This window comes from Paenibacillus sp. EKM212P (genome assembly GCF_011066115.1).
In the GTDB taxonomy this organism is placed as follows: Bacteria; Bacillota; Bacilli; order Paenibacillales; family Paenibacillaceae; genus Paenibacillus; species Paenibacillus polymyxa_B.
Map to the genome: position 1 here is coordinate 639,531 of NZ_JAAMNR010000004.1, position 24,719 is coordinate 664,249.

The window sequence follows — 24,719 nt, forward strand, 5'->3', positions numbered from 1 at the left end:
AACCCTCCAGCAAGTTGTTCAATCTTTTTGCAGTAAGCTGCGCTTTTTCAAAACAAAAAAGAGCTGTAGCAACTGTGACACAAAGGATGTGATGCACAGAACTACAGGTCTTAAAGTGAATACATACTGATGTAAATCTACGAATGCACTGCCATGCTATTTTTGCAACTTACACACCAGCGTGTTCTAACAAATCCTTCACGGCTACACTAACCATGATCAGTCCTGCTACCGGAGGTACAAATGCATTGCTTGCAGGTGGCTGCTTCGCCTTCCGGATTTCAGGTGCGTTTGCAGGTACAATTTTTTTTGTAATTTCTTCACGTGGCTTCATGGGTTCCTCATCGGAGAACACAACTTTGACGCCTTTGGTAATGCCTTCCTTGCGCAACTTGGTGCGGATGACACGGGCAATCGGGTCCATTCTCGTCTGGGAAATATCTGCTACTTGAAACCGACTCGGATCCATTTTATTCGCAGCGCCCATACTGGAGATCATCGGAATCCCACGTTTCAGGCATTCCTTAATCAAATGAATTTTGTATATAATCGTATCCGAAGCATCCAGCACATAATCCAAGTCGTACTTGAACAGCTCCTCATATGTTTCTTCTGTATAAAACATGTTCAGTGCAATCGCTTCACATTCAGGATTAATCAGCTTCACACGCTCTACCATCAGATCAGCCTTTTTTTGACCTACCGTCGTTGTCAACGCATGAATCTGGCGATTAATATTGGTGATATCTACAACATCTTTATCAATCAAAATGATGCGTCCAACACCCGTGCGCGCCAGTGCTTCCACTGCAATCGAACCGACACCGCCAATACCCAGCACGGCCACCGTGCTATTTTTCATAACTTCTAGACCTTCAGTTCCGATGGCCAGTTCCGTTCGTGAAAATTGATGCAACAATATGGTATATCCTCCCTCACTGATTTAAACTCTATGCCTGAACTCCAGCATACAAACCACGAACCCATTATCCATATGAGGGTAACGGGTTCATGGCATTCTATAAGCTATCTCATGCCAATGGATGGCACTTGCTAAGCCAAATGTTCGTCTTAAGCTTTAGGCGCAACAGGCTTCGGAGCAAGACGAATATGAAGCTGATCCAATTGAGCTTGATCCACTTCGGCTGGTGCATCCATAAGGAGGTCTGTCGCGCTGGCTGTTTTCGGGAATGCAATAGTTTCACGCAGATTTGTACGACCTGCAAGCAGCATGACAAGACGGTCAAAACCGAAGGCAATACCACCATGTGGAGGCGTACCATATTCAAATGCATCCAGCAGGTAACCGAATTTATCCTTCACTTCTTCAGGCGGCAGATTGAGCGCTTTGAACATTTTTTCCTGAACTTCACGTTTGAAAATCCGCATCGAGCCACCACCCACTTCGTAGCCGTTCAGCACGATATCATAGGCCTGAGCACGAACTTGACCTGGATCTGTGTCCAAGAGGGCCAGGTCTTCTTCCTTCGGACGAGTGAACGGATGGTGCTCCGCTACATAACGTTTTTGTTCTTCGTCATAGCCGAGAAGCGGGAAGTCTACGACCCAGGCAAATTTGAATTTGTTATCGTCGATGAGCCCCAAATGACGGCCAATTTTCAGACGAAGCGAGCCTAATACATCAGCAACTACTTTTTTATTATCCGCAGAGAACAGCAACAGATCGCCTTCTTCGGCTCCCGTACGCTCTTTCAAGGCTTCGATTTCTTCCGGTGTGAAGAATTTAACGATAGGCCCCTTGAATTCGCCTTCTTTCACTTGAATCCAAGCCAAGCCCTTTGCTCCATAACGCGCTGCAAAAGGACCCAGGTCATCAATGTCCTTACGGCTCCACGTGCCACATCCTTTGGCATTAAGGACTTTAACTTCGCCACCCTTTTCAATTACGGAAGCAAATACTTTCACACCACTGGTTGCCACGATATCATTAACATTTATCAGCTCAAGGCCAAAACGCAGGTCTGGCTTGTCCGAGCCGTATTTGTCCATCGCATCAGCATGTGTAATCCGTTGGAACGGTGTTTCCAGTTCTACCCCAACGGTTTCTTTGAACAATTTCACCATAAGACGCTCCATCATTGGCAGCAAGTCATCCTGTTGCATGAAGGAGGTCTCGATGTCGACCTGCGTAAATTCAGGCTGACGGTCAGCACGCAAATCTTCATCACGGAAACAACGTGCAATTTGGTAGTAGCGCTCCAGGCCACCCACCATCAGCAATTGCTTGTACAGTTGTGGCGATTGCGGCAAGGCGAAAAACTCACCTTCATGCACCCGGCTAGGTACCAGATAATCACGTGCGCCCTCTGGGGAGCTTTTCGTCAAAATTGGTGTTTCCACCTCGACGAACTCTTCTCCGTCCAGGAAGTCACGGAATATTTTTGCTGCTTTGGAGCGCAGTTTCAACGTCTGGTACATTTCCGGACGACGCAGGTCCAAATAACGGTATTTCAAACGCAGAGACTCGTCCACTTCTACACCATTTTCAATGAAGAACGGAGGTGTTTTGGACGCATTCAATACTTCGATTTCAGTGACACGCACTTCAATTTCACCTGTAGGCAGATTCGGGTTAATGGTTTCTGCATCACGCTTAACAATGGTACCGGTAACCTCAAGCACATATTCACTACGAACACGATCCGCAATTTGCAGTGCGTCACCGGAATATGCCGGATTAAACACAATTTGTACAATTCCGCTACGGTCGCGCAGGTCAATAAAAAGTACGCCCCCCAAATCACGACGGGTTTGTACCCAACCGTTCAATGTAACTGTTTCTCCGATATGCGCATGGGTCAATGCGCCGCACTCATGACTCCTTTTCATAATACACACTCCTGTTTATGTTTAGTAGTTAATGCTATATGACAACCAGAGGAAGCTCCACTGATTGATGTTACATCATTTTGCTTATCCTAATTCTTCCACCAGTTGATCCAGCTTAACGGTACGCTGCTCGCCAGTTTCCATGTTTTTCAGTGCAATTTCACCTTGAACCAGCTCATCCTCACCCAGAATCGCAGTATACCTTGCTTTAAAGCGATCGGCTGATTTCATCTGCGCCTTCATTTTGCGTCCCAGATAATCTCGCTCCGCAGAAAATCCGGCTTGACGCAACTTGAATAGTTGTTTGGTCACTTCTGTTTCTGCTGCTTCTCCCAATGCTACCATATAGATATCTAACGGCTTGGCTTCGTTCAGTTTGACACCTTGATGTTCCAGGATCAGCTGAATTCGCTCCAGTCCAATGCCAAAACCAATGCCCGGCTGATCCGGTCCGCCCAAATCTCCAACCAATCCGTTGTAGCGGCCGCCTCCACCGATCGTATCTATGGCACCAATTCCTTCAGCTTTGAATTCGAACGCTGTCAACGTATAATAATCCAGCCCCCGTACCAAACGCGGGTTAACTGTATATTCCACGCCCATGGCATCCAAATTTTGCTTCACTTTCTCAAAGTGTGTGCGAGATTCCTCGTCCAAGCTATCCAAAATCGAAGGTGCACCTCCAAATTTGTCCTGGTCATCTTTGCTATCCAGCACTCGCAGCGGATTACGCTCAATGCGTGCTTGGCTCTCCTTGGTCAACGTATCCTTAATTGGCATCAAGAAGTCTACCAGATGCTGACGATAAGCTGCCCGGCTGGCTGCATTACCGACGGAGTTAATCTCCACCTGTACTCCTTTCAAGCCCAGCTCACGGCAGAATTGATACCCGAAAGCAATAACTTCTGCATCCAACGCCGGATCGACCGCACCAAATGCTTCAATTCCAAATTGGTGAAACTGACGCTGACGCCCAGCCTGTGGACGCTCATACCGGAACATCGGGCCGATATAATACAGCTTAGTTACATCCGGCTCCCCGTATAGTTTGTTCTCCACATAGGAGCGGACAACCCCTGCTGTTCCTTCCGGACGCAAAGTCATGCTGCGCTTCCCTTTATCCTCAAAAGTATACATTTCTTTTTCCACCACATCCGTCGTTTCACCCACACCTCGAACGAACAAATTCGTTTGTTCGAACATTGGCGTACGAATCTCTCGGTAATTAAAGCGGCGGCTAATCTCACGGGCTTTTTCCTCGACAACTTGCCACTTTTCTACACTGCCCGGCAGCAAATCCTGTGTTCCTGTCGGTTTTTGAAAGGCCATTAACGTATCCCCCCATCGTTGTATTTCGTATTGTGCACTTTCTTCTTGCTCCACTTTCAATATAAAACAAAAAATCCCTCGTCCTGTTAACATTAACAGGGACGAGGGATTGTCGTTTACAATCACCCGTGGTACCACCCACATTCCGGAGTTTGCCCAGACAACCAGCATAAGAATCACTCATTGCCCGTCAGCATTATACTGACTCCGCTCATACGTATAACGCCCGTAACGCGCAGTACGGCTATTATGCAGGACCATCCACTGTCGGTACAGTTGCAATGCACTTTCAGTAGGGTTTCCTCAATTGTTCGCCGCCTGTTCTCGGGGAGGTCATTCATCCGCTCATCAAGGGAATTTTTACAGCCTGGAAATTCCTCTCTGCGCTTGTGGGTTCGGAGTACTTGGTCCCGTCATCAAATCATTTTTCATTATTTTATGATTTTAATGAACCGCCTCGACAAAGTCAAGACATTCTCCCTATAATCGGACAAATAAGGCTTATAAAAAGAAAATAACCTGCGGAAACGGTCCGCAGGTTCAAAAAGATATATCAAAAGGGGGTCATGCTGTTATTATAAACAACGAATATTAAGGAATGATGTTTCGAATATTACAATTGTATTACAGTCACTCTTTTGTAGCTAAATTTCTCAAGTATCGACAATCTCTTGTGTCGCGCTCTCAGCTTTAATCCAACTGCGATACATATCCACGATTGGAACGTAGCTTATAAATGACCTCATCATAATCGGCATCATTCACCTTTGCTGATAATACATACCGTAATTCATCTTGATCACCGTTAATATACACATCTGTCGCACGGAGCAACCCTCCGTCATGATTCGTTGTTCCACCCCGATCTTCATTCAGATCCCTTTGGGCTGAGCCAGAGTTAATCTGGTCTTCCTTCGCATCTGGTAGAATATTCTCGCCATAAGCACCCGCCGCAGGGATTGCCGCACCTGCAGAGCCTCCTGTGCTCACAGAACCTGTATTGTTATAGGGGACCAGCGGAATTAAAACTCTCGTCTCCCGACCGAGCGCATCATCCAAAGCACCTACTTCCAAATGTTCAGTTCTATAAGCTTGAAGCGAGGCTCTGGCACCCTCAGCTTCATCTTCTGTGCGAAAATAAGCCTGAATCTGTTTTGCCATATTAAATCCTCCTCGTTTGGGAATTGTACTGGCATTAATCTAAGGAAATATTCAAATTACAATGCTTTTAATAACTCACGCACAAAGGCAGGCTCATCCTTAGGGGTCCGAGACGTAATAAAGTTACCGTCCACAACCGCCTCTCGATCCTCAAAATGAGCACCCGCATTAATTAAGTCATCTTTCAACGGAGGATAAGCAGTAATCGTCCGGCCTTGTAACAAATCGGCACTCGCCAAAATTTGTGGCCCGTGACAGATAGCGCCAATCGTTTTTTTGGCCTCGTTAATTTCAGTCACAAATTTCAGAACATGTGCATCCAATCGCAGATTTTCCGGGGAGGATCCGCCGGGAATAACAACTGCATCATAGTCACTTGATTTCACATCTGCAATGGCTTTTTCAATAGTGTAGCTTGCTTTACCTTGCTTACCGCTCACTTTCTCACCTTGCTTCAGCCCAACAATATCTGCCTCATGTCCAGCCTTTTTTAATTCATCATAAGGTACCTTCATTTCAGAATCTTCAAATTGGTCAGCTAATAAAAATGCAATTTTACTCATTAATGTTCAGATCTCCTTTCCGGTTATCCTCGAAAAAGTTAAAATTAAGTTTGTTTGTCTACCACGATTTGTTATTACCCGCTTGATCTGTTTTTATAACAATCGCAGCGGCGGAAAAGAAAAAGGAGCCTTTCGGCTCCTGCACTAATTCAATGCTACATATTTTATTTTTGGCCTCTTTGTGCTACTTTCGGGTAGCACCTCATAACGGTACATTTAACCCGATGTTACCTGCGTGGCAAAGCACCGCGTCCCGGCTTGTCGATGGCTGCTGCAACATGCTGTAATAACGTATCAGCATTACGAGTAAGGCTGATTGCCTCCTGCATGCTACCGGGAAAAAGCAGCACAGTGCTTCGAGGCCCGTCCATTTTTGGGGTTTGACGCATAGCTTCGTCTCTCCTGTCACCCTTAGGCTATCCGCCTGGCTAATCACCAATCGGGATGACATTATGGTCCCTCTGAACAGTTATTTTATTCTACTCAGATCACGCCATCAACGCATAGCTACGAACGTTCGGTATCCAAAATCAGTGTCACTGGGCCCCAATTCGTCAATGAAACATCCATCATAGCCCCAAAAATTCCCGTTTCGACCTCCAAGCCCTTGGCTCGAAGCTGACTGTTGAAGAAATCATACAGCTTTTCCGCTTCCTCAGGTTTGGCCGCCCCCATAAAGTTAGGCCTTCTCCCTTTACGGCAGTCACCATACAACGTAAATTGAGAGACAGACAAAATGGCTCCACCGACATCCAGAACGCTGTCATTCATTTTACCTTCAGCATCCTCAAATATACGTAATCCCGCTGTTTTATCCGCCAAATAGACGGCATCGGCTGCAGTATCTCCCTGACCAATACCAACCAGCAGCATTAATCCGGTTCCAATCTTGCCGACCACCTTTTGATTCACCGTTACCTGAGCGTCTTTACAGCGCTGAATAATGATCTTCATCGCCTATCCGATATCTCCTTTAACCTTCCCTTTTAAAAGGTGCTCACAGCCGTATTATGGCTCTTTTAGCAACCCATGGGTCTTTCTACCCAAGATGTGTTACAAAGGCTATAAACCTATCTGTACGCTTAATAAGGTTATTGCATAATCCGATGCACAGTGTATACATCCTTCACCCGTTTGATCCGTTCGACAACAGAATGCAAATGATCCGTGTTGCGAATGAGAATCGTGATGTGAATCATCGCCATTTTATTTTTATCTGTACGACCTGTAACGGCCGAGAAGCTGGTTTTGTTCTCAGAAATGGCCTGAAGCACTTCATTCAGCAAACCGTTGCGATCATGCCCCGTAATCTCAATATCGACACTGTAGTTGACTTCCGCTGCTTCTTCCCACTCTACTTCAATCACACGTGCCTGGTCTTCGCCCGTACCCGAAGGAATATTCGGGCAATCCGTCCGGTGAACGGATACGCCGCGTCCACGTGTTACATAGCCAATGATGTCATCTCCCGGTACGGGATTACAACATCGTGCAAAACGGACGAGTAAATTATCGACGCCTCTGACGCTGACACCGTTGGTCGGTGTTTTTTTCCGTTCGCCCTGCGGCTTGTACTCCTTGACTTCGGTCGTCAATTCGATCAACCGGGCCTCTTCTTGTTCCTTACGCAGCTTCTCTGTCAAACGTGTACAGACCTGCGCTGCGGTTATACCACCAAAGCCAATCGCAGACAGCATATCTTCGGAATCGTTAAAAGAGAACTTCTGTGCCACTTCCTGAAGCTTGTCGTCGCTCATCCACACCGATGGCTCGATATCACGTTTTCTCAGTTCGCGTTCCAGATTTTCGCGGCCTTTTTCAACATTCTCCTCACGCTTTTCTTTCTTGAACCATTGTTTGATTTTACTGCGCGCGTGAGAGGACTGAGCAATTTTGAGCCAGTCCTGACTAGGTCCATAAGAGTGCTTGGACGTCATAATTTCGACAATATCACCGGTTTTAAGCCGATAATCCAAAGGTACGATTCTTCCATTTACCTTAGAGCCAATCGTTCGATTGCCAACTTCGGTATGAATACGGAAAGCAAAGTCCAGCGGAACGGATCCGGCCGGCAACTCAATGACCTCTCCCTTAGGAGTAAACACAAACACAAGGTCTGAGAAAAAGTCCATTTTGAGCGATTCCACAAATTCCGACGCATCCTTCGCTTCATTTTGCAGCTCCAGAATTTCTCGAAAAAAGGTGATTTTATCCTCAAAGTTAGTGTTGTTTGCTCCGTTGCCTTCTTTATAGGCCCAATGGGCCGCAATCCCGAATTCAGCGGTACGGTGCATATCCACTGTGCGAATTTGTACCTCGGTAGGCTCCCCGTTGGGACCTACTACTGTCGTATGAAGGGACTGATACATATTGGCCTTAGGCATAGCGATATAATCCTTAAACCGCCCCGGCATCGGCTTCCACAACGTATGGATAATCCCCAGTGTGGCGTAACAGTCTTTAATGTTATCCACAATAATTCGAATCGCCAGCAAATCATATATTTCATTGAATTGCTTGTTCTTCGTCGTCATTTTTTTAAACACACTGTAAATATGTTTAGGGCGTCCGGACAGATCAGCCTGAATGCCCATCTCTTCCAGCTTTTCTCTGATACGCTGTATGACATTATCAATAAACTGCTCCCGCTCTGCCCGCTTTTTATGCATCAAATTGGCGATGCGATAATACTGCTGAGGATTCAGATAGCGTAAAGCAATATCTTCCATTTCCCATTTAATGGCCGAAATACCCAGTCGGTTTGCAACCGGACAGAAAATCTCTAACGTTTCATAAGCAATCCGACGCTGGCTTTCCTCTGACTGATATTTCAAAGTACGCATGTTATGCAGACGATCTGCTAACTTAATGACGATGACACGAATGTCCTGCGCCATAGCAATAAACATTTTTCGATAATTTTCGTTCTGTTGTTCTTCCTTGGAACGGAACTGAATACGCTCCAGCTTCGTCAGACCATCGACAAGCATCGCACATGTATCGCCAAAATGCTCGCGAATCTGCGCCAAAGACACCGTCGTATCCTCCACAACGTCATGTAAAAGAGCGGCGATAATGGAGATGGTATCCATCTGCATATTAACGACGATATCAGCAACCGCAAGCGGATGCAGAATATAAGGTTCACCGGACTTACGAGTCTGGCCGGAATGGGCCTGCTCGGCAAAATCATAGGCGTCCCTGATGCGGATAAGATCTGCTTCTCTGGTATAGGCCCCGGCCTTTTTAAGTAATTGCTCTATCCCCATTCTGCTCTATTCCGTGTCCTTTCTATGCAAAATGGAACCCGCCGATCAATGTCGCGCAAAGGTTCCCTTTTAAAAGTGATTTCCTACAATTATGACGGTTAGCACGTCACACGTCAACTATTACAGGTTTGGCATTGTCGCATTATTCTGTCACACATGGTAAGTAAAATCAGGATTGTTGACGAAATGAAACGAATTATATTGAAAAAATTACGAAAAGTAATTAATGTATATAAGAATAATTGAAAGAACTAAGGAGTGAACTGCGTTGCAACGCGAAATTCAAGTTAATGAAAAGCTTCCGGCAGGACCTGGGTTCCTGCTCAGCGTACAGCATTTGTTTGCCATGTTTGGCAGCACTGTGCTGGTGCCGAATATTTTCGGCGTCGATCCCGGCATGATTTTGCTAATGAACGGTATTGGCACATTGTTGTACATATGGATCTGCCGCGGCAAAATTCCCGCCTATCTCGGCTCCAGCTTCGCTTTTATCGCTCCCGTCAGTCTTGTGCTTAAAAACAATCCCGGCGGCAACGGCTATGCTATGGCCCTCGGTGCTTTCATCGTTACAGGTATTATTTTCTGCCTCGTCGCACTGGTGATCAAATATGCCGGAACCCGTTGGCTGGACGTCGTTTTTCCTCCAGCTGTTATGGGCTCCATCGTAGCCTTAATCGGTCTGGAACTGGTTCCGGTTGCAGCAGGCATGGCAGGCATTATCAATGCCGATCCTACTAAGGCCTGGACTCCAGATCCCAAAACGATTACTCTTTCGCTCGTTACACTCGGGGTCACTGTTCTGGGTGCGGTATTGTTTCGCGGGTTTGCCAAAATCATTCATATTCTGATTGGTATCGTAGTGGGCTATGTACTTGCTTATTTTATGGGCATGGTCAATACACAAGCCATTGCAGACGCTCCTTTTTTCGGACATCCTGCAATTACCACTCCAGTTTTTAATACCTCTGCTATGCTGACGATTCTTCCTGTTGCTCTGGTCGTCATCGTAGAGCATATTGGTCACTTGCTTGTGACTAGCAACATTGTCGGGCGCGAACTGTCCAAAGATCCTGGTCTCCATCGCTCTCTGCTAGGTAACGGTATTTCCACCGTCATTTCCGGTTTTGTGGGTTCTACACCTAATACGACTTATGGTGAAAATATTGGTGTCATGGCATTAACTAAAGTGTACTCTGTATGGGTCATTGGCGGAGCGGCTGTCATTGCCATCCTATTGTCCTTCTCAGGCACGTTCTCAGCGATTGTTTCTAATATTCCAGCTCCAGTTATGGGTGGCGTATCCTTACTATTATTCGGTGTCATCGCTGCCTCCGGTCTAAGAATCTTCGTTGAGCAAAAGGTTGATTTCGCCAAGCCAACCAACATGCTGCTTGCGACCATCGTGCTTGTTGTCGGAATCAGCGGTACTACGCTCACTTGGGGCGCTGTAACCTTGAAAGGTATGGCATTGGCTACAATCATCGGCATCATCCTCAGCTTGTTCTTTAAGCTGATTGACGTGCTCGGCTGGTCCAACGATAAATCGCAGGAACCTTTAACCGAGAAAACACCAGATTGATGTCTTTTTTTCAACTTTAAAACGCCGCTCCATGTAAGTTATGGGTCAACACGCTCAGAATGTATAGACAAGCGTGTAAAGATCCATATCTCATGGAGCGGCGTTTTTTTATGCACGGCCTTTTTTTCTAAAGATATCACACACGAAAGCGAGATACGACCTGATTAAGCGTATCAGAAACACCTGTAAGCGTCTTGACAGAGCTGTCCATACCTTCCAGATCCTTAAGTTGCCGTTCGGATCGTTCCGCGGCTTGCCCTGTACGTTTAGCTGAAGCTTTCGCAATGTCTGCAAGATATCCAATAGAGGCTGCAACTTCCTCTGAACCTGCCGACATTTCTTCTGAGGCAGATGAAACCTCCTGCACTTCTATCGCCACCTGCTGAATATCTTGATTCATCGCAATAAAACGTTCTTCCACCTCAAGCAAAATAGATACTCCTTCATCCATCTCCAGAGCACCCTGCTGCATTCCTTCCAAAGCTAATTTGGTTTCTTCCTGCATGGATCGGATTCGACTCGTAATTTGTTCCGCAGACTCGCTCACGTTTACAGCCAGCTTGCCGATTTCTGAAGCCACCACAGCGAACCCTCGGCCATGCTCCCCTGCACGTGCGGCTTCAATGGAAGCATTCAGTGATAGCAACTTGGTCTGCCCACTAATTTCCTGAATCATTCCAATTATGCTGCCAATTTGGACGGACCGCTCATTCAATGAGCTTACTACCCTGCCTGCCTCATCCATAGACATTTTCGCTTTATGCATTCCTTGGTTGACCACGGTCAACCGTTCATTTCCTTGTTGTGCCTTATGTTCAATCTCAGTGGTAGCCTCGGATACATGCTGGATAGATTCAGCAATACGCTGTATGCCAACTGCCATCTCCTCCATCGCTGTCGCACTCTCGGCTGCGGCAGCCAACTGAAGCTCGGCCCCTTCCTTCACCTTAGCCAGTTCTCCTGCATTGTGCTGGGCATCTTTAGTCGTCCCAGAAATCTCTTGGGAAATTTTTATAGATACGCCTGAGATAACATCTGACTCTTCGCTCAAACGTGATGCCATTCCTCTGGTTGCCGCAATCACCTTATTGATCCCGTCAGCCATTTGGCCAAATTCATCCTTACGTTGATGTGTTAGTTCAAGGTTATAATCCCCAAGAGCCATACGATTGGTTATCTGCATAATTTTTTTAATCTCTTTGATCATACCTGAATTGTTAAGTAATAACGCTCCCATAATTAGCAAGATGCCTATAACACTAACAATAAGAAGAAGTTTAAGCATTTCGTTCGCAGAGCGGTTCAAATCGGATTCTGGCAGTAATACGCCGATTTTCCATCCGGTTTGCGGGAGTGTTTCGTACATTATCCGGTAGTCCTCACTATCAATGGGTACGGATAGTTGTCCGGACGTACCAATTTGAATAGATTGTGCTGCTTCCGCATTCATCGTGTTTGTTAACGGCTCGCCTGCTTTTAAGGACGGAAGACCGGATGACAAAATGGCTCCATTCTTATCCATCAAGATCGCACTACCGTTAGCACCAAACTTCATTTTTTCAATAAACGTTTGAATGTTTGTCATGTTCAGGTCGCCAGTAATGACACCTAACAGCTTCCCTTCCCTATCATAAAATGCTTTCCCTGCAGTAATCATATTGATTTTCAGTCTGCTATCGTAAAAAGGCTCCGTAAAATTTATATCCTTACCACGTTCCACGGCTTCTGTATACCATGGCTGTGTTAAGTAGTCATATTGTGGATCATCATATTCAATCGTTTGCTTCACTAGCTGGCCATCTCTATGCACATATATGGAACGGTAAGTCACTCCCGGATCATACGCACCTTTAGCAAAATAAATGCCCAACCCGTATGACATATCATTTAAAGCCAGCTCTTGTTCAAAATAACGTCCATAACCCTCAATGTTCATTCCTGCTCCCAGTTGTTCCGCGCTCTTAGTCAGCATCGAAACAAGTAAAGCATGACGATCTACGTTAGCTGCAATATCCGCTTTAACCCTCGACAAGGAATGAGCAGCATTTTGGCTTATTTCCGTATCCAGCTTCTGCTTGGCAAAAAAATAAGACAAAAAGCTGATTAAAATCAGCGTTATAAGTACAAGCGGAATCAAGGTAGAAAATGTCCGTGCCTGTAAACTCTTAAATCGAAATAAACCCAATATAACCACCCCTGTTCCCTTTTAACTATTTATCGACAGTTATTTTTTGATTCTTTATTACTATTTCCAATAAAATACATGGTAGTTTGAACCAATGAAACAAAGCCCAAACTTAAAATACTGCTAAACAAAATAGTCCGATGGAGCAACTCTTTAGATAAAGAGATGTTCCATCGGACTATTTAGACGATCCGTTCATAATTATTTCCCGGGAAACCCGGGTTTTTAAATACTTAATACGTAATCAGGGTGAATACATCTACATCAGGCAGTTTCGCCCGACCGTTTAGATCAGACAGCTCGATAAGAAAAGCAGCCCCTGCCACATTGCCACCAAGCTGGCGTACCAAGTTCACGGATGTAGCAATGGTTCCACCTGTAGCAAGCAGGTCATCAGCAATCAGAACATTTTGTCCCGGCTCAATAGCATCCTTATGCATCGCCAGCGTATCTTTACCATACTCCAAACCGTATGCTTCCTCAATGGTTTCCCCAGGGAGCTTGCCACTTTTACGGATGGGAATAAAACCAACACCAAGCGCATAAGCCAAAGGAGCACCAACAACGAACCCACGTGCTTCTGGCCCTGCAATCAAATCAATTTTCAAATCCGATACCAGTTCCTTCATATCGTTGATAGCCTTGCGGTACAGTTCACCATTTTTCATCAGTGTCGTAATGTCCTTAAAACTAATCCCTGGTTGTGGAAAATCGGAAATCACCCGAATATATTCTTTGTAGTCCAACTTAGTTCCTCCTACTGTAAACTTCAAATTAGTATATACATTTTACAACATAAATAGCGAAATAGTATCTCAAGACGCACCCTTCATAAGCGACATAATCCAGTTCGTCATCTGGGTAGTGTCCGCATCCAGCAAATACTTCTCCATCTCAGCCATATTATACAATTCCTGATAGCGTGGAGAAGCTGTTAAATCCCGCTTAGGCGGATTGGATACAAATTGGAATTGACCATCTGTACGCGTCATAAACTCAAGCTCTTCGAAGATGTCCAATACTTTGGATAACATGCGTACTGAACAGGAACACTGTCGGCTAAGAGCAGGCAGCATTGCTTTTTCATCAATAGGCTGTGTTCCCATTCGGGAAAGCACAACGTAAATACGCTTGAACAGCTCTCTGTCGGGGCTTACGAGTCGACCGCCACGCTCACTGACCGAATGAAGGAGAAATATGTTCTCTACATTCTCAAAGGTAGACCATAAAGCCTGAAACTGATCCGGTGTATCCGGCGGCTCCAGTACGAACAGCGACTTCACAGAGTGCTGTGCATCTCTTTGACCATCACTGGGAATAACGCTGCCGTCTTTATCGTATAACCATAAGGATTCAGCGTCCATGGAGCCCGATGAACGAAGCCTAGATGAAGGATGGATCAATACCGCAACGTCTTTCTTTCTTTCCTCTATGCGTGGATGAAAGATCTTCAGTCCCCGCTCTAATTCGGCAAAAGGGTCCGACACTCCACGATAATCAAAAATTTGCGGCGCTTGCACTCGAATGTCCTGCATCATCAGCTGGAGAGACCTTTTACCGTTCCATTCGTTAATTGACAATTCACCCAGGAGATCTATCTCCGTTTGTTGCTGTAAAAAATCAGCCAAATCGCCACGACGGAAGGCAATCGCGTCCAGCGATAAACCGTTCTGCTCCAGCAGGAGCTTCACATGATTTTTCTCACGTCCCATTTTACGAGCCTCACGCAATTGCAGACCCTGTAATACGAATCGTGGAGAAGGATTCCCCATACCAAAAGGCTGAAGCAACTCCAGTTCTTCAACCACTTGTAAAGATACCTCATCCAGACGACAGACCATATCGGCCTCAGCTACAGGAATGAGATCTTCTGGTGTCAGAATGGAACCCGCATAGCGGTTCAGCTGCTCTTCAAACAATTTCAGATTGTCACGGGACAGCGTCATACCCGCAGCCGAAGGGTGACCACCAAAATGCTCCATAAGCTCATGGCTGTCCGTAAGAGCACTGTAAATATCCAATGCAGGAATAGAACGGGCAGAACCTTTGCACGTGCCTGTCTCAGCATCTATACCAAGAATAATGGTCGGTCGATAATAGCGATCCAATAGTTTGGATGCCACAATTCCGACAACGCCGACATTCCAGCCTTCACCAGCCAACACAATAACTGACGGTAGCTTGCCTCCATTCAGTTTGGATGCCAATTGTTGCTCGGCTTGCTCCACAATACGTTCGACCACCTGTTGACGCTCACGATTGAGCAGGTCCAGAGCATGCGCAAGTTGATCTGCTTCTTCCTCTTTTTCTGTCGTCAGCAGAGAAACTGCTCGTCCCGCATGATCCAGGCGCCCGCTGGCATTAATCCGCGGAGCCAATGCAAATGCGATGTTGACTGAAGTCACTGTAGATATATCCACGCCCGCTACATGGAGCAACGCACGGATACCCGGAAATGCAGAGTTTCTCATGGATTGAATCCCTCTGCGTACCATCGTCCGATTTTCACCATGCAGTGGCATCAGATCGGCTACTGTGCCGATAGCGGCAATTTCAAACCATTCCTCCGGCACCTCACCCAACAGCGCCTGAGCGAGCTTCAGGGCAACTCCAACACCTGCAAGACCTTTAAATGGGTATGGGCAACCGGGTAGCTTCGGATTAATCAAAGTATATGCCTCGGGAAGTACAGCAGGCGGCTCATGATGATCCGTCACTATAACATCTATCCCCAAGGAAGTTGCATAAGTAATTTGCTCTACTGCACTAATTCCCGTATCTACCGTAATGACCAGCGTAACTCCCTGCTGATGAGCCCAATCAAGGGCATGGTTATGCAGACCATATCCCTCATTAGAACGATGGGGAATATAAATATCATAAGAGGCCTTCAGAAAACGCATGAGCTGAATCATCAATGATGTACTGGATACGCCGTCCGCATCATAATCGCCATAGATTAATATATGCTCGCCACGTTCCAGAGCCTGGCGAATTCTCGGCACAGCCTCTTTCATACCAAGAAGCAGATAAGGGTCGTGTACATCGTCCACACTTCCGTACAAAAAGCGGTTTGCTTCCCCGGCGGTAGTGACGCCCCGGTTCACTAAAAGCCGGGACAACAATGGTGAAATCCCCAGTTCTTCTGTCAACAGCTGAGCCGCTTCCAGGTTAGCCTCTGGGGTCTTCCATCTGTACTGCGAATGAAGCAATCCTATTCACCTTTCTTTCATAGTCGTCCTGCCCTATTGAAGCAACGACGACACATCATTATCTGGCAGTTCATGATTGGATTTGTAAGGATACCCGGCTTGATAAGAAATGAACTGCATTTGTACATGGGTCACCTGTGGAAAACGGGCTAACAGTAGATTTCTGGCTCGATCGGCGATTTCCTGCGCTTCCTGTACCGTAATCCGCGGGTTCACACTTATCGTTACATCCACTGTTATGAAATGGCCTGTTTCCTGGGCATGTAAGTGCTCAACCGTTACAATACCATACACCCGTTGAATCGTCTCCATAAAGCGTCGGGAGTCTTCCTCCTGCAAGGGCTGTGCAGGAACCTGGTGAGCGGTATTCATTACCATTAAATATCCTTTGCGCAGCACCAGACAGGCTACCAGCAAAGCTGCGGTTGGATCAAGATATAATAATGCAGGCCATTCCATTGCTTCGCCAGTCATTGCACCGATCATGCCGATCAATGCAATCAACGATGCATACAGCGAGTAACGTTCATGGTTAGCGTACCGATCTGCTTCCGCTTTATGACCATGTTTAATCGAGTAGCGATATTGAAACTGAAATAACGCCTCTCTCAACACCAACGCAATAAATACGGTAATTAATGCATACAGACCGGGAGCCTGCGGTTCCGAACTGCTTAATGAACGAACCGCCGAGATAGCTAGCTGAAGACCGCTCATCAGCACTAAAATAGCCAGCACCACAGATATGACCGTCCGAACTTTTTCACCGTTCCGCAACCGTGCCAACATTCCGTGCCCTGTAGCACCCTTGGAAAACAGAAGCTCCTGCAAACGGGAAGCACTATCCGCAGCTGTATGCAGTGCATCCCCCAACAACGCCTTGCTGTTTGCCGCATAACCGACGGTTCCCTTTAGAACAGCCAGCGCGAGATTGCCTACAATCCCGCTCAACGCCGCAGTTTCCAATGATCGGCTGCGTTCGCTATTCACAACGTTTCCCCCTCAATCCTGAACTAACCCTTTCCCAATAAAGCTCCATTCTAAAATAACCGAATTTCTTAAAATCAAAAAGCATTCACATTTAAGTGTCCACTACTGTGCCTTACTCAAGGTAAATCTCAAAACCTTAGAAAACCGCGCCCAGGCAGACGCGGCTTTCTCTTTAATTTATACTACTGGTATTTGCGTAACTTAAGACTTTGCAGTTTTGACCGCGCCCCCGCCAGCTGTCGGAGATTTTTGTTTTCCTTTCAAAGCCACCCACAGCGGACTGGCAATGAAAATGGAGGAATAAGCACCAAACAACAAACCAATAACCATCGCAAGTGAGAACATACGGATCGATTCGCCGCCAAATATGAACAAACATAAGGAAGCAATAAACACCGTAAACACAGTTGCAAGTGAACGAGTCATCGTCTGCGCAATACTGTGATCAACTACCTGCTCTAAGTCGTCCCTGGACTTCTTCTTCGCAAACCGTAGATTTTCCCGAATACGGTCAAAAATAACGACGGTGTCATTAATGGAGAAACCGACAATCGTCAGAATTGCCGTAATAAAGGTCAAATCCACCTCAAGACGGAAAATCGAGAAAATACTGATAACGAGGAAGGCATCATGCAACAACGAAACGATGGCTGCAATGGCAAACCGCCATTCAAACCGGATCGAAATATAGACCGCGATGGCTACACATGCTAGCAATATCGCCCATATTGCATTCCGCTCCAGTTCTTGCGCCATTTCCGTATCCACTGTATTAACCTCAAAAGATGCCTTCGGATCAAGCTCTTTATTAAAAGAAGTCTTAAAGTTATTCACTTGCTGGTCCGTCAAAACCTGCGAGAAGCGAATACCGAAGCGTTCTTTACCCGGCGTATAATCAACCTCTTTGCCGATCCCCTGCTTGTTCAGCAAAGTTTGAATCTGTTCCTGTGTAACGACTTTAGTCAAATTGACATCCACATTCGAACCGGAACGAAAGTCCACCCCGTAATTTAAGCCAAATATCGATAAGCTCAAAATACCAAGCAGTGTGATAATAATCGAGAACGTGTAAAACCACTTGCTCATCTTAATATATTTCAAGTCCCAATTAAAGCGCACTGATATCACTCTCCTTCACACCAAAATACTTGGCCTTCTTCACAACATCCGCTTTAACCAGCAGATTGAGTAAGAAGCGGGAGAAGAAGATATTCGTCAAAATACTGGTGACAATATCAACGATGAGCACCAGAGCGAATCCTCGAACGGAGCCTGTTCCCAGACCAAACATAACCGCTGCCGCTATAATAGTCGTAACATTGGCATCCATAACGGTACGGAACGAAGCCTTACTACCTGCAATGACAGAAGAACGAATCGTTTTGCCTGACTTGATTTCTTCTTTAATCCGTTCATACGTAATGATATTGGCATCTACCGCCATCCCGATCCCGAGCACGAAGGCTGCAATACCCGGAAGCGTAAGCACGAATCCACCCAAATAAAAGATGGCAAGCACCACCCAGGTATGAACGATAAGACAGAAACTGGCGACTAATCCCGGTACACGGAACATCGCAATCATAAATACCAGAATAATGATCGAGCCGATCAATCCAGCACGAATCGTCTGATCCAGTGACAATTGACCCAGCGTAGCACCTACACTCTGAGAATATTTTTCCGTCAGTTTGAGCGGAAGGGCACCCAGATTAATCGTATCCGCCAGTTTATTCGCTTCATCACGAGTGTAGCTACCTGTGATTGACGCGCTACCGTCCGTTAATTCCCCACGTACTGTAGGTGCAGACAGCAATTCCTGATCCAGGAAAATAGCTAATTCTTTATTCAGAAGTCGCTTTGTGATTTCTGCAAATTTAGCTTTGTCCTTCACTTTGATACTAATCTCAGGTTGGTTCAGCTGGTCATAGCCAACAACAGCGCCATTCTCCACAAAATCATTACCGCGGAGCTCAATTTTGCTGTATTGGCCTGGCTTTTTAGCATCTGCTGCCGTTGCACTGCGGAACGTTAATTCTGCTGGTTTTTTCAGCATGGAGCGGACTTCTGCCTCATTAGTAACACCAGCAAGCCGCACGCGAATACGGTTGCTACCCTCTGTTGTTACTTCCGGCTCAGTCGTACCGAGCGCATTAATCCGTCTCTCCAGACTTTGAGCTGTTTGTATTAGAGACTGCCTGGTTACACTCTGCCCGGCTTCCAAAGGCTGGGCTTCATATAAAATTTCAAAGCCTCCCTTTAAATCGAGGCCTAATTTTAAACTGTTCAGTAGGCCCGGGCTTGTCCCGATCATAACACCAGTAGTTATGAGCACGACCACGATGAAACTTAGAATTCTCTTCATTCCGTCCCATGTTCCCCTTTCATTCTCAATATTCCTATTATAGCTACCCCTCAAAAAGCAGTCAATTTGAACGCAAAAAAAGACCCCCTTCTATTCGAAAGTGGAGCCCCGTAATGCGGACATCGTCAAATAGTTCATAAAGCTCGTCGCTTTAAGGGAAAGTATATCATTAACGAGCTTGTGCAGCGGAGGGATACCCTCCTTTTCATATTTATGGCTGACGCAATTCCACACGTCCTTACTTGTGACATGCTCATAGCCTACGAGAATCAACTCGTCCGCCTTACTTTGACAGAGCATCTCAATTGCGTCATCCCAATCCTGCTCATCCAGCTCTTCCATACCCACGATGGCCGTTCCTCCTCCCAGCGACTACCGGTTCCGCAGATCAGCAATTAGCGGGGTTATTGACTGCTTTGTAGAACATTTCTGTCCTGATCCTGGAAAACCCTTCTTTTCGTTGAAAATAGCCTTAAATCAACAATATATGCATTCATTTCGCTCGTCAATAGCAGAATTCACCACTCTCCCTCTTGTTGTCTAAATCACTTTGTTTCTGAACGGAAAAGCTTGTCATGAACATGGACAGGTCCAGCATATCTTCTAAAGTAATGTATAGACGCAGAATTACATTTTGGGGAAGAGGGAGTTGCGATTGAAAAAGCAGACTTTCATCCATGGAGCAATCATTTTATTGGCAGCGGGAATTATTAACCGGATACTTGGTTTTATTCCCCGAATCGCACTCCCGCGTATCATCGGCCCCGAAGGAGTTGGCTTGTACCAACAGGGGTATCCCTTTTTTATCGTTCTGGTGACGCTTATTACCGGGGGTATCCCTCTTGCGGTAGCCAAGCTTGTAGCCGAAGCTGAAACGGCGGGACAGCCCGAAATGTCGCGGCGTATTTTGCACACCAGCCTGCGCTTCACCATTACACTTAGTCTGATCGCCATGGTGCTCTGTCTTGTGTTCGCGCCTTGGATCACAAGCCATCTCCTGACCGACAGTCGCGTGTATTATACATTTGTGAGCATGAGCCCAATGATTGTCATTGTAGCTGTTTCTTCAGCTTATAGGGGCTATTTTCAGGGAAAGCAAAATATGATCCCTTCCGCCAGTTCCTCCATTGCGGAGACCGTTATACGCATTTTTTGCGTCATTTGGTTTGCTTACTTGTTACTTCCTCATGGGGTAGACTATGCTGCTGCAGGTGCCATGCTCGGTGCTCTGGCGGGCGAATTCATTGGCATGATTGTACTGCTATGGCAATACGTGTGTAACCAGCGAAAAGATCGCATCCTTCAGCCAAAGTCGCCTGTCCCCTCCTCTGAAGTTCATCCCGAGCAAACATCCGTTTTGTCACGTCTTATGTCTATATCCGTTCCCGTTACTGCTGGAAGGCTTGTCGGTTCCTTATCCTATTTGCTCGAATCTATCTTGTGCATGCGCAGCCTTGCCGTAGCAGGCATCGCAACTGGCGTGGCAACCGCACAATATGGAGCCATGCAGGGCATGGTCATTCCTGTGTTATTACTACCTGGGGTTCTAACCAGTTCGCTAGCAGTTTCACTCGTTCCTTCGTTATCCGAAGCAGCAGCTAAGGGGCATATTACAGCCATTCACAAACGTCTACATCAATCGCTTCGGCTCGCTTTGGTTGCAGGAGCCCCATTTGCCGTTATCATGTATGTATTGGCAGAACCTCTGTGTCTGCTACTCTACAATAATGGCGATATTTCAGGCATGCTTAAGCTCATGGCACCTTTTGCTCTTTTTATGTACATTCAGGCCCCGCTTCAGGCAGCACTTCAGGCATTAGACCGTCCTGGAAGTGCCTTATTAAATACCTTTATCGGAGCCGTTATCAAAATTGTACTGATCGTCTGGCTTGCTTCCCAACCTCAGTATGGTATCTATGGAGCTGTCATCGCCATTTGTATTAACAGTGCCATTGTTACTCTCCTTCACGGCTTCAGTGTCAGCAGACTGCTTCGCTTCCGCGTACGTTTGCTCGATTTCTGGAAGACCGGGATAGGCATGATCATCATGGCAGCAGCAGTATTATATACCTACAGACATCTAACGATGTTCAACCAAATGTGGCTTCAGTTTATTTTTGCCGCAGGATTGGGAATTATACTGTACCTTTTCCTAATGACCTTGATCAAAATGATTGATTGGGACAACCTTACACGCATTCCAATCCTGAGAAGATGGTTTAAAGCATAAGAAACCTAATCTGAATATTTTCCATAGGCCGGTGGTGTAATGTACACATCACCTCTATGGTTAACCGAGCATAAAAAAACATCCTTAAAATCTTTGTGTCCCTTCGCTTGAATTTGATTTTTAAGCCAAAAACGGTTCATATCCATCCGTTCCAAATTTCTATCCAGCACTTTGCCATCCATGATTAATGGAATAGGCAGTCCCTCATATCTAAACTTTCCACCGATTTGTGGAGAAGGATGAACTTTATTCACCTGTTGCTCTTTGTTTGTCAAATCTGTTCCGTTTAATTCCTGCTTCATTTTTTCGTGTTCCACTCCATCATTATCATCCTTACCTATAACCGTTAGCTTACCTGTCGTTTCCAAAATAACATATTCAACTTCGTCCAGACTTTCTATATTTTGTTCGCGAAGTTGTAACAGCAAGTCATCTAAATTATAACGTTGTTTTACCATTTCATCCTTGTTTAATTGTCCATTAGAGTACAATACACTGGGCCTACCATCAAATAGTAAGCGCAGTCGCCGACTTTTCAGACTGAAAAATGAAATACCTATTTGCAAAATTAACAGCACTCCTAAAGGAATCAACCCTTCATAAAGTGGACGTTTTATATCCTCCAGGCTGAATACAGCAATTTCTGCAATCATAATGGATATGACGAGATCGAAAACAGACAATTTGCCGATCTCCCTTTTACCCATCAGTCGCATCACCAGATATACAATAAAATACATGAGCAGCGTCCGAAAAATATGAGCAAAAATATCGTGACTCAATATGTTCGCCTCCTCTCCTGTACTTGCAATAAGACATGAGTCGTCATTGTACACGTATTCTGACCGTTCCTCACTTGGCTCATACAAAAAACAAAAGGCTAAATTATTGAAATAAAGAGAAAGACTGCTTGCGACTTGGTACTAAGCCGGTAGGCTTGGCCATAGAATGATAATAGTACAAACCTTGGTACAGGAGGAATTATCAATGGAGCTCATTCGCCGCTGGTGTTCGTTTCGTCTGGCCCATCCTATTTTATCCGGCTTATTTTATGCTTTTGCATGGATGCTGCTTGGCGCATTGATTCTTTCACTACTCTTGTGGCTGACACAGATGCAGGAACAGGACTTATCATTGTATACGTACATCGTCCATGCATTCGCCATGCTATCTGGCGGCTTCGTCGCCGGTAAAAGATCCACAAACAAAGGCTGGTATCAAGGCGGTATTACAGGCATCCTGTATGGACTAATCGTTCTTCTGGTCGGTTTTCTGGCATTGGATGCGGGCATGAACGGCAAGGACTTGTTACACTTAGGTTTCGCGTTTGTCATAGGCGCAGGTGGTGGGATGTTTGGCATTAATCTCAACAAGTAATCAAAATGTTTGTATCCATGTAATAAAACAACACAAAAAAACCGAGCCTCCTCAAAGGCTCGGTTTTTGCATAACGGTCACCAGCATTTTACGATTTGGAAACAACTTCCTCAGATGCCGTGTCTTTTGCAATCGCGTTGCTGATTGCACTGCGGTCAAAGGTCAGCTTCGTGACATCATTCACACGCAAAACTACTACATCATCCGTAATCTCCATAATTGTACCGTGAAGACCTCCGATTGTAATTACTTTATCTCCCTTTTTCAAAGCTTGAAGCATCGTTTGACGCTGCTTTTGTTTTTTCTGATTCGGGCGAATCAGCAAGAAATAGAAGATTACAAACATCAGAGCCAGTGGCCAGATCATTTGAAAAAGTCCGCCAGTTCCACCGGTTGCAGCAGCGGCTGTAGCAAAATGAAACATGTTAAATCCCCCTTTCGTATACTCTCCCTAAAACTTAAAAGCCTTTATCATTATCATGAAGACCGTACTGCTCAAAAAATTCATCTCGGAAATCAAGCAGCCTGTCATCCATAATCGCTTGTCTGACATTACGCATCAATTGTATTAAGAAATGCAAGTTATGATACGTTGTCAGTCGGAGCCCGAAGGTTTCATCCGCTTTAATCAAATGTCGCAAGTAAGCACGTGAATAATTGCGACAGGTATAACAATCACAAGCGGGATCGAGCGGGCCAAAATCACTTGCATATTGGGCATTGCGAACGACAAGTCGACCTTGGCTGGTCATCGTTGTCCCGTTGCGAGCAATTCGGGTTGGAAGTACACAATCGAACATATCCACACCACGGATAGAGCCTTCAATCAAAGCATCAGGCGATCCCACGCCCATCAAATAACGTGGCTTGTTGGTAGGAAGCAGAGGAACCGTATAATCGAGCACTTCATACATCAAATGTTTCGGTTCACCTACGCTCAGTCCACCAATAGCATACCCCGGGAAATCCATGGAAGTCAAATCCGCAGCGCTTTGCTTGCGCAGATCTTCATGCATACCTCCCTGAACAATGGCAAACAGACCTTGATCATGAGGACGCGCGTGTGCCTCTAGACAACGCTCAGCCCAACGGCTGGTGCGTTCCAGTGACTTTTTCACATACTCATATTCAGCCGGAAACGGCGGGCATTCATCGAAGGCCATCATAATATCTGAGCCAAGCGAGTTTTGAATTTCCATCGCCACTTCTGGTGAAAGAAACTTCTTATCTCCATTTAAATGAGAGCGAAAATGAACACCCTCCTCTGAAATCTTGCGCATTTCACTTAAGGAAAACACCTGGAATCCACCGCTGTCCGTTAAAATAGGGCGATCCCAATTCATAAACTTGTGCAGTCCACCCGCTTCACGAATAATATCGTGGCCGGGACGAAGAAACAAATGGTACGTGTTACTCAAAATAATTTGAGCATCCATCGCTTTCAGTTCCTCAGGACTCATCGTTTTAACAGTCGCTTGAGTTCCCACCGGCATAAAGGTTGGTGTCTCAATAACTCCGTGAGGTGTGTGTACACGCCCGAGACGAGCTCCCGATTGCTTGCAGGTTTTAATATGTTCGTATCTTATTGCTGGTGCCATATTTTCTCTAC

At 45.8% G+C, this 24,719-nt stretch carries 21 protein-coding genes; 3 read left to right on the top strand and 18 right to left on the bottom strand.

Annotation, left to right across the window (positions count from 1 at the left end; all coding sequences use genetic code 11):
* Window positions 1-169 precede the first annotated feature (169 nt).
* From G9G54_RS15450 to G9G54_RS15485, 8 genes are all read right to left on the bottom strand, one after another.
* Window positions 170-919, bottom strand: a complete 750-nt coding sequence (locus G9G54_RS15450) for a tRNA threonylcarbamoyladenosine dehydratase (RefSeq protein WP_025720213.1) — start codon at window positions 917-919, stop codon at window positions 170-172.
* A 152-nt stretch (window positions 920-1,071) separates the two neighbouring features.
* Window positions 1,072-2,850 carry an aspartate--tRNA ligase gene (gene aspS / locus G9G54_RS15455; protein ID WP_165178726.1) on the bottom strand — a complete coding sequence of 593 codons (1,779 nt, stop codon included), beginning with the start codon at window positions 2,848-2,850 and terminating at the stop codon, window positions 1,072-1,074.
* Between the two features lie 84 nt (window positions 2,851-2,934).
* Window positions 2,935-4,179: a histidine--tRNA ligase gene (gene hisS / locus G9G54_RS15460; RefSeq protein WP_023989920.1), complete on the bottom strand. Its 1,245-nt coding sequence runs from the start codon at window positions 4,177-4,179 to the stop codon at window positions 2,935-2,937.
* Window positions 4,180-4,869: 690 nt separating this feature from the next.
* The gene (locus tag G9G54_RS15465) at window positions 4,870-5,340 is read right to left on the bottom strand and encodes a hypothetical protein (protein WP_165178727.1); all 471 of its coding nucleotides are present in this window, start codon (window positions 5,338-5,340) and stop codon (window positions 4,870-4,872) included.
* Window positions 5,341-5,396: 56 nt separating this feature from the next.
* Window positions 5,397-5,903: a type 1 glutamine amidotransferase domain-containing protein gene (locus tag G9G54_RS15470; protein WP_103049309.1), complete on the bottom strand. Its 507-nt coding sequence runs from the start codon at window positions 5,901-5,903 to the stop codon at window positions 5,397-5,399.
* A gap of 227 nt (window positions 5,904-6,130) precedes the next feature.
* Window positions 6,131-6,292, bottom strand: a complete 162-nt coding sequence (locus G9G54_RS15475) for a hypothetical protein (RefSeq protein ID WP_165178728.1) — start codon at window positions 6,290-6,292, stop codon at window positions 6,131-6,133.
* Window positions 6,293-6,410: 118 nt separating this feature from the next.
* Entirely contained in the window at window positions 6,411-6,857 is a 447-nt protein-coding gene (dtd, locus tag G9G54_RS15480) for a D-aminoacyl-tRNA deacylase (RefSeq protein ID WP_023989923.1), read from the bottom strand.
* A 137-nt stretch (window positions 6,858-6,994) separates the two neighbouring features.
* Window positions 6,995-9,172 (bottom strand): RelA/SpoT family protein, encoded by a 2,178-nt coding sequence (locus tag G9G54_RS15485; RefSeq protein ID WP_025720225.1) that lies wholly within the window; start codon window positions 9,170-9,172, stop codon window positions 6,995-6,997.
* 268 nt (window positions 9,173-9,440) lie between these two features.
* On the opposite strand from G9G54_RS15485, the gene uraA reads away from it, so the two are divergent.
* Window positions 9,441-10,751 (top strand): uracil permease, encoded by a 1,311-nt coding sequence (uraA, locus tag G9G54_RS15490; RefSeq protein ID WP_061829372.1) that lies wholly within the window; start codon window positions 9,441-9,443, stop codon window positions 10,749-10,751.
* A gap of 136 nt (window positions 10,752-10,887) precedes the next feature.
* Here uraA and G9G54_RS15495 read toward each other — a convergent pair whose 3' ends face one another.
* The 7 genes from G9G54_RS15495 to G9G54_RS15525 form a co-directional block, all read right to left on the bottom strand.
* Complete coding sequence (locus G9G54_RS15495) at window positions 10,888-12,945, bottom strand: methyl-accepting chemotaxis protein (protein WP_238808102.1); 2,058 nt, start codon at window positions 12,943-12,945, stop codon at window positions 10,888-10,890.
* 224 nt (window positions 12,946-13,169) lie between these two features.
* A complete protein-coding gene (locus G9G54_RS15500) occupies window positions 13,170-13,682 on the bottom strand; it encodes an adenine phosphoribosyltransferase (protein WP_023989926.1) in 513 nt (170 codons plus the stop codon).
* Between the two features lie 69 nt (window positions 13,683-13,751).
* Entirely contained in the window at window positions 13,752-16,148 is a 2,397-nt protein-coding gene (gene recJ, locus G9G54_RS15505) for a single-stranded-DNA-specific exonuclease RecJ (RefSeq protein ID WP_165178730.1), read from the bottom strand.
* A 33-nt stretch (window positions 16,149-16,181) separates the two neighbouring features.
* Complete coding sequence (locus G9G54_RS15510) at window positions 16,182-17,138, bottom strand: cation diffusion facilitator family transporter (RefSeq protein ID WP_165178731.1); 957 nt, start codon at window positions 17,136-17,138, stop codon at window positions 16,182-16,184.
* A gap of 201 nt (window positions 17,139-17,339) precedes the next feature.
* Complete coding sequence (gene secF / locus G9G54_RS15515) at window positions 17,340-18,257, bottom strand: protein translocase subunit SecF (RefSeq protein WP_165178732.1); 918 nt, start codon at window positions 18,255-18,257, stop codon at window positions 17,340-17,342.
* Entirely contained in the window at window positions 18,247-19,503 is a 1,257-nt protein-coding gene (gene secD / locus G9G54_RS15520; RefSeq protein ID WP_165178733.1) for a protein translocase subunit SecD, read from the bottom strand. Before secD ends, secF begins: the two co-directional genes overlap by 11 nt.
* 90 nt (window positions 19,504-19,593) lie before the next feature.
* Window positions 19,594-19,851, bottom strand: a complete 258-nt coding sequence (locus tag G9G54_RS15525; protein ID WP_013311570.1) for a post-transcriptional regulator — start codon at window positions 19,849-19,851, stop codon at window positions 19,594-19,596.
* A 307-nt stretch (window positions 19,852-20,158) separates the two neighbouring features.
* Here G9G54_RS15525 and spoVB point away from each other — a divergent pair, with 307 nt between their 5' ends.
* The gene (gene spoVB / locus G9G54_RS15530; protein ID WP_165178734.1) at window positions 20,159-21,733 is read left to right on the top strand and encodes a stage V sporulation protein B; all 1,575 of its coding nucleotides are present in this window, start codon (window positions 20,159-20,161) and stop codon (window positions 21,731-21,733) included.
* Window positions 21,734-21,738: 5 nt separating this feature from the next.
* Here the strand turns inward: spoVB and G9G54_RS15535 are convergent, their stop codons facing one another.
* Complete coding sequence (locus tag G9G54_RS15535; RefSeq protein WP_165178735.1) at window positions 21,739-22,515, bottom strand: YetF domain-containing protein; 777 nt, start codon at window positions 22,513-22,515, stop codon at window positions 21,739-21,741.
* Window positions 22,516-22,720: 205 nt separating this feature from the next.
* On the opposite strand from G9G54_RS15535, the gene G9G54_RS15540 reads away from it, so the two are divergent.
* The gene (locus G9G54_RS15540) at window positions 22,721-23,110 is read left to right on the top strand and encodes a TIGR04086 family membrane protein (RefSeq protein ID WP_061829378.1); all 390 of its coding nucleotides are present in this window, start codon (window positions 22,721-22,723) and stop codon (window positions 23,108-23,110) included.
* An 88-nt stretch (window positions 23,111-23,198) separates the two neighbouring features.
* Here G9G54_RS15540 and yajC read toward each other — a convergent pair whose 3' ends face one another.
* Both yajC and tgt read right to left on the bottom strand, forming a co-directional pair.
* A complete protein-coding gene (gene yajC, locus G9G54_RS15545; RefSeq protein ID WP_165178736.1) occupies window positions 23,199-23,534 on the bottom strand; it encodes a preprotein translocase subunit YajC in 336 nt (111 codons plus the stop codon).
* Between the two features lie 34 nt (window positions 23,535-23,568).
* A complete protein-coding gene (gene tgt / locus G9G54_RS15550) occupies window positions 23,569-24,708 on the bottom strand; it encodes a tRNA guanosine(34) transglycosylase Tgt (protein ID WP_039275028.1) in 1,140 nt (379 codons plus the stop codon).
* Window positions 24,709-24,719 lie beyond the last annotated feature (11 nt).

What these genes read in the sequence shown, in the direction of transcription:
- aspS (WP_165178726.1), bottom strand. Translation starts at nt 2,850, where the DNA reads ATGAAAAGGAGTCATGAGTGCGGCGCATTGACCCATGCGCATATCGGA.
- hisS (WP_023989920.1), bottom strand. Translation starts at nt 4,179, where the DNA reads ATGGCCTTTCAAAAACCGACAGGAACACAGGATTTGCTGCCGGGCAGT.
- G9G54_RS15465 (WP_165178727.1), bottom strand. Translation starts at nt 5,340, where the DNA reads ATGGCAAAACAGATTCAGGCTTATTTTCGCACAGAAGATGAAGCTGAG.
- G9G54_RS15470 (WP_103049309.1), bottom strand. Translation starts at nt 5,903, where the DNA reads ATGAGTAAAATTGCATTTTTATTAGCTGACCAATTTGAAGATTCTGAA.
- G9G54_RS15475 (WP_165178728.1), bottom strand. Translation starts at nt 6,292, where the DNA reads ATGCGTCAAACCCCAAAAATGGACGGGCCTCGAAGCACTGTGCTGCTT.
- dtd (WP_023989923.1), bottom strand. Translation starts at nt 6,857, where the DNA reads ATGAAGATCATTATTCAGCGCTGTAAAGACGCTCAGGTAACGGTGAAT.
- G9G54_RS15485 (WP_025720225.1), bottom strand. Translation starts at nt 9,172, where the DNA reads ATGGGGATAGAGCAATTACTTAAAAAGGCCGGGGCCTATACCAGAGAA.
- secD (WP_165178733.1), bottom strand. Translation starts at nt 19,503, where the DNA reads ATGAAGAGAATTCTAAGTTTCATCGTGGTCGTGCTCATAACTACTGGT.
- G9G54_RS15540 (WP_061829378.1), top strand. Translation starts at nt 22,721, where the DNA reads ATGGAGCTCATTCGCCGCTGGTGTTCGTTTCGTCTGGCCCATCCTATT.
- yajC (WP_165178736.1), bottom strand. Translation starts at nt 23,534, where the DNA reads ATGTTTCATTTTGCTACAGCCGCTGCTGCAACCGGTGGAACTGGCGGA.
- tgt (WP_039275028.1), bottom strand. Translation starts at nt 24,708, where the DNA reads ATGGCACCAGCAATAAGATACGAACATATTAAAACCTGCAAGCAATCG.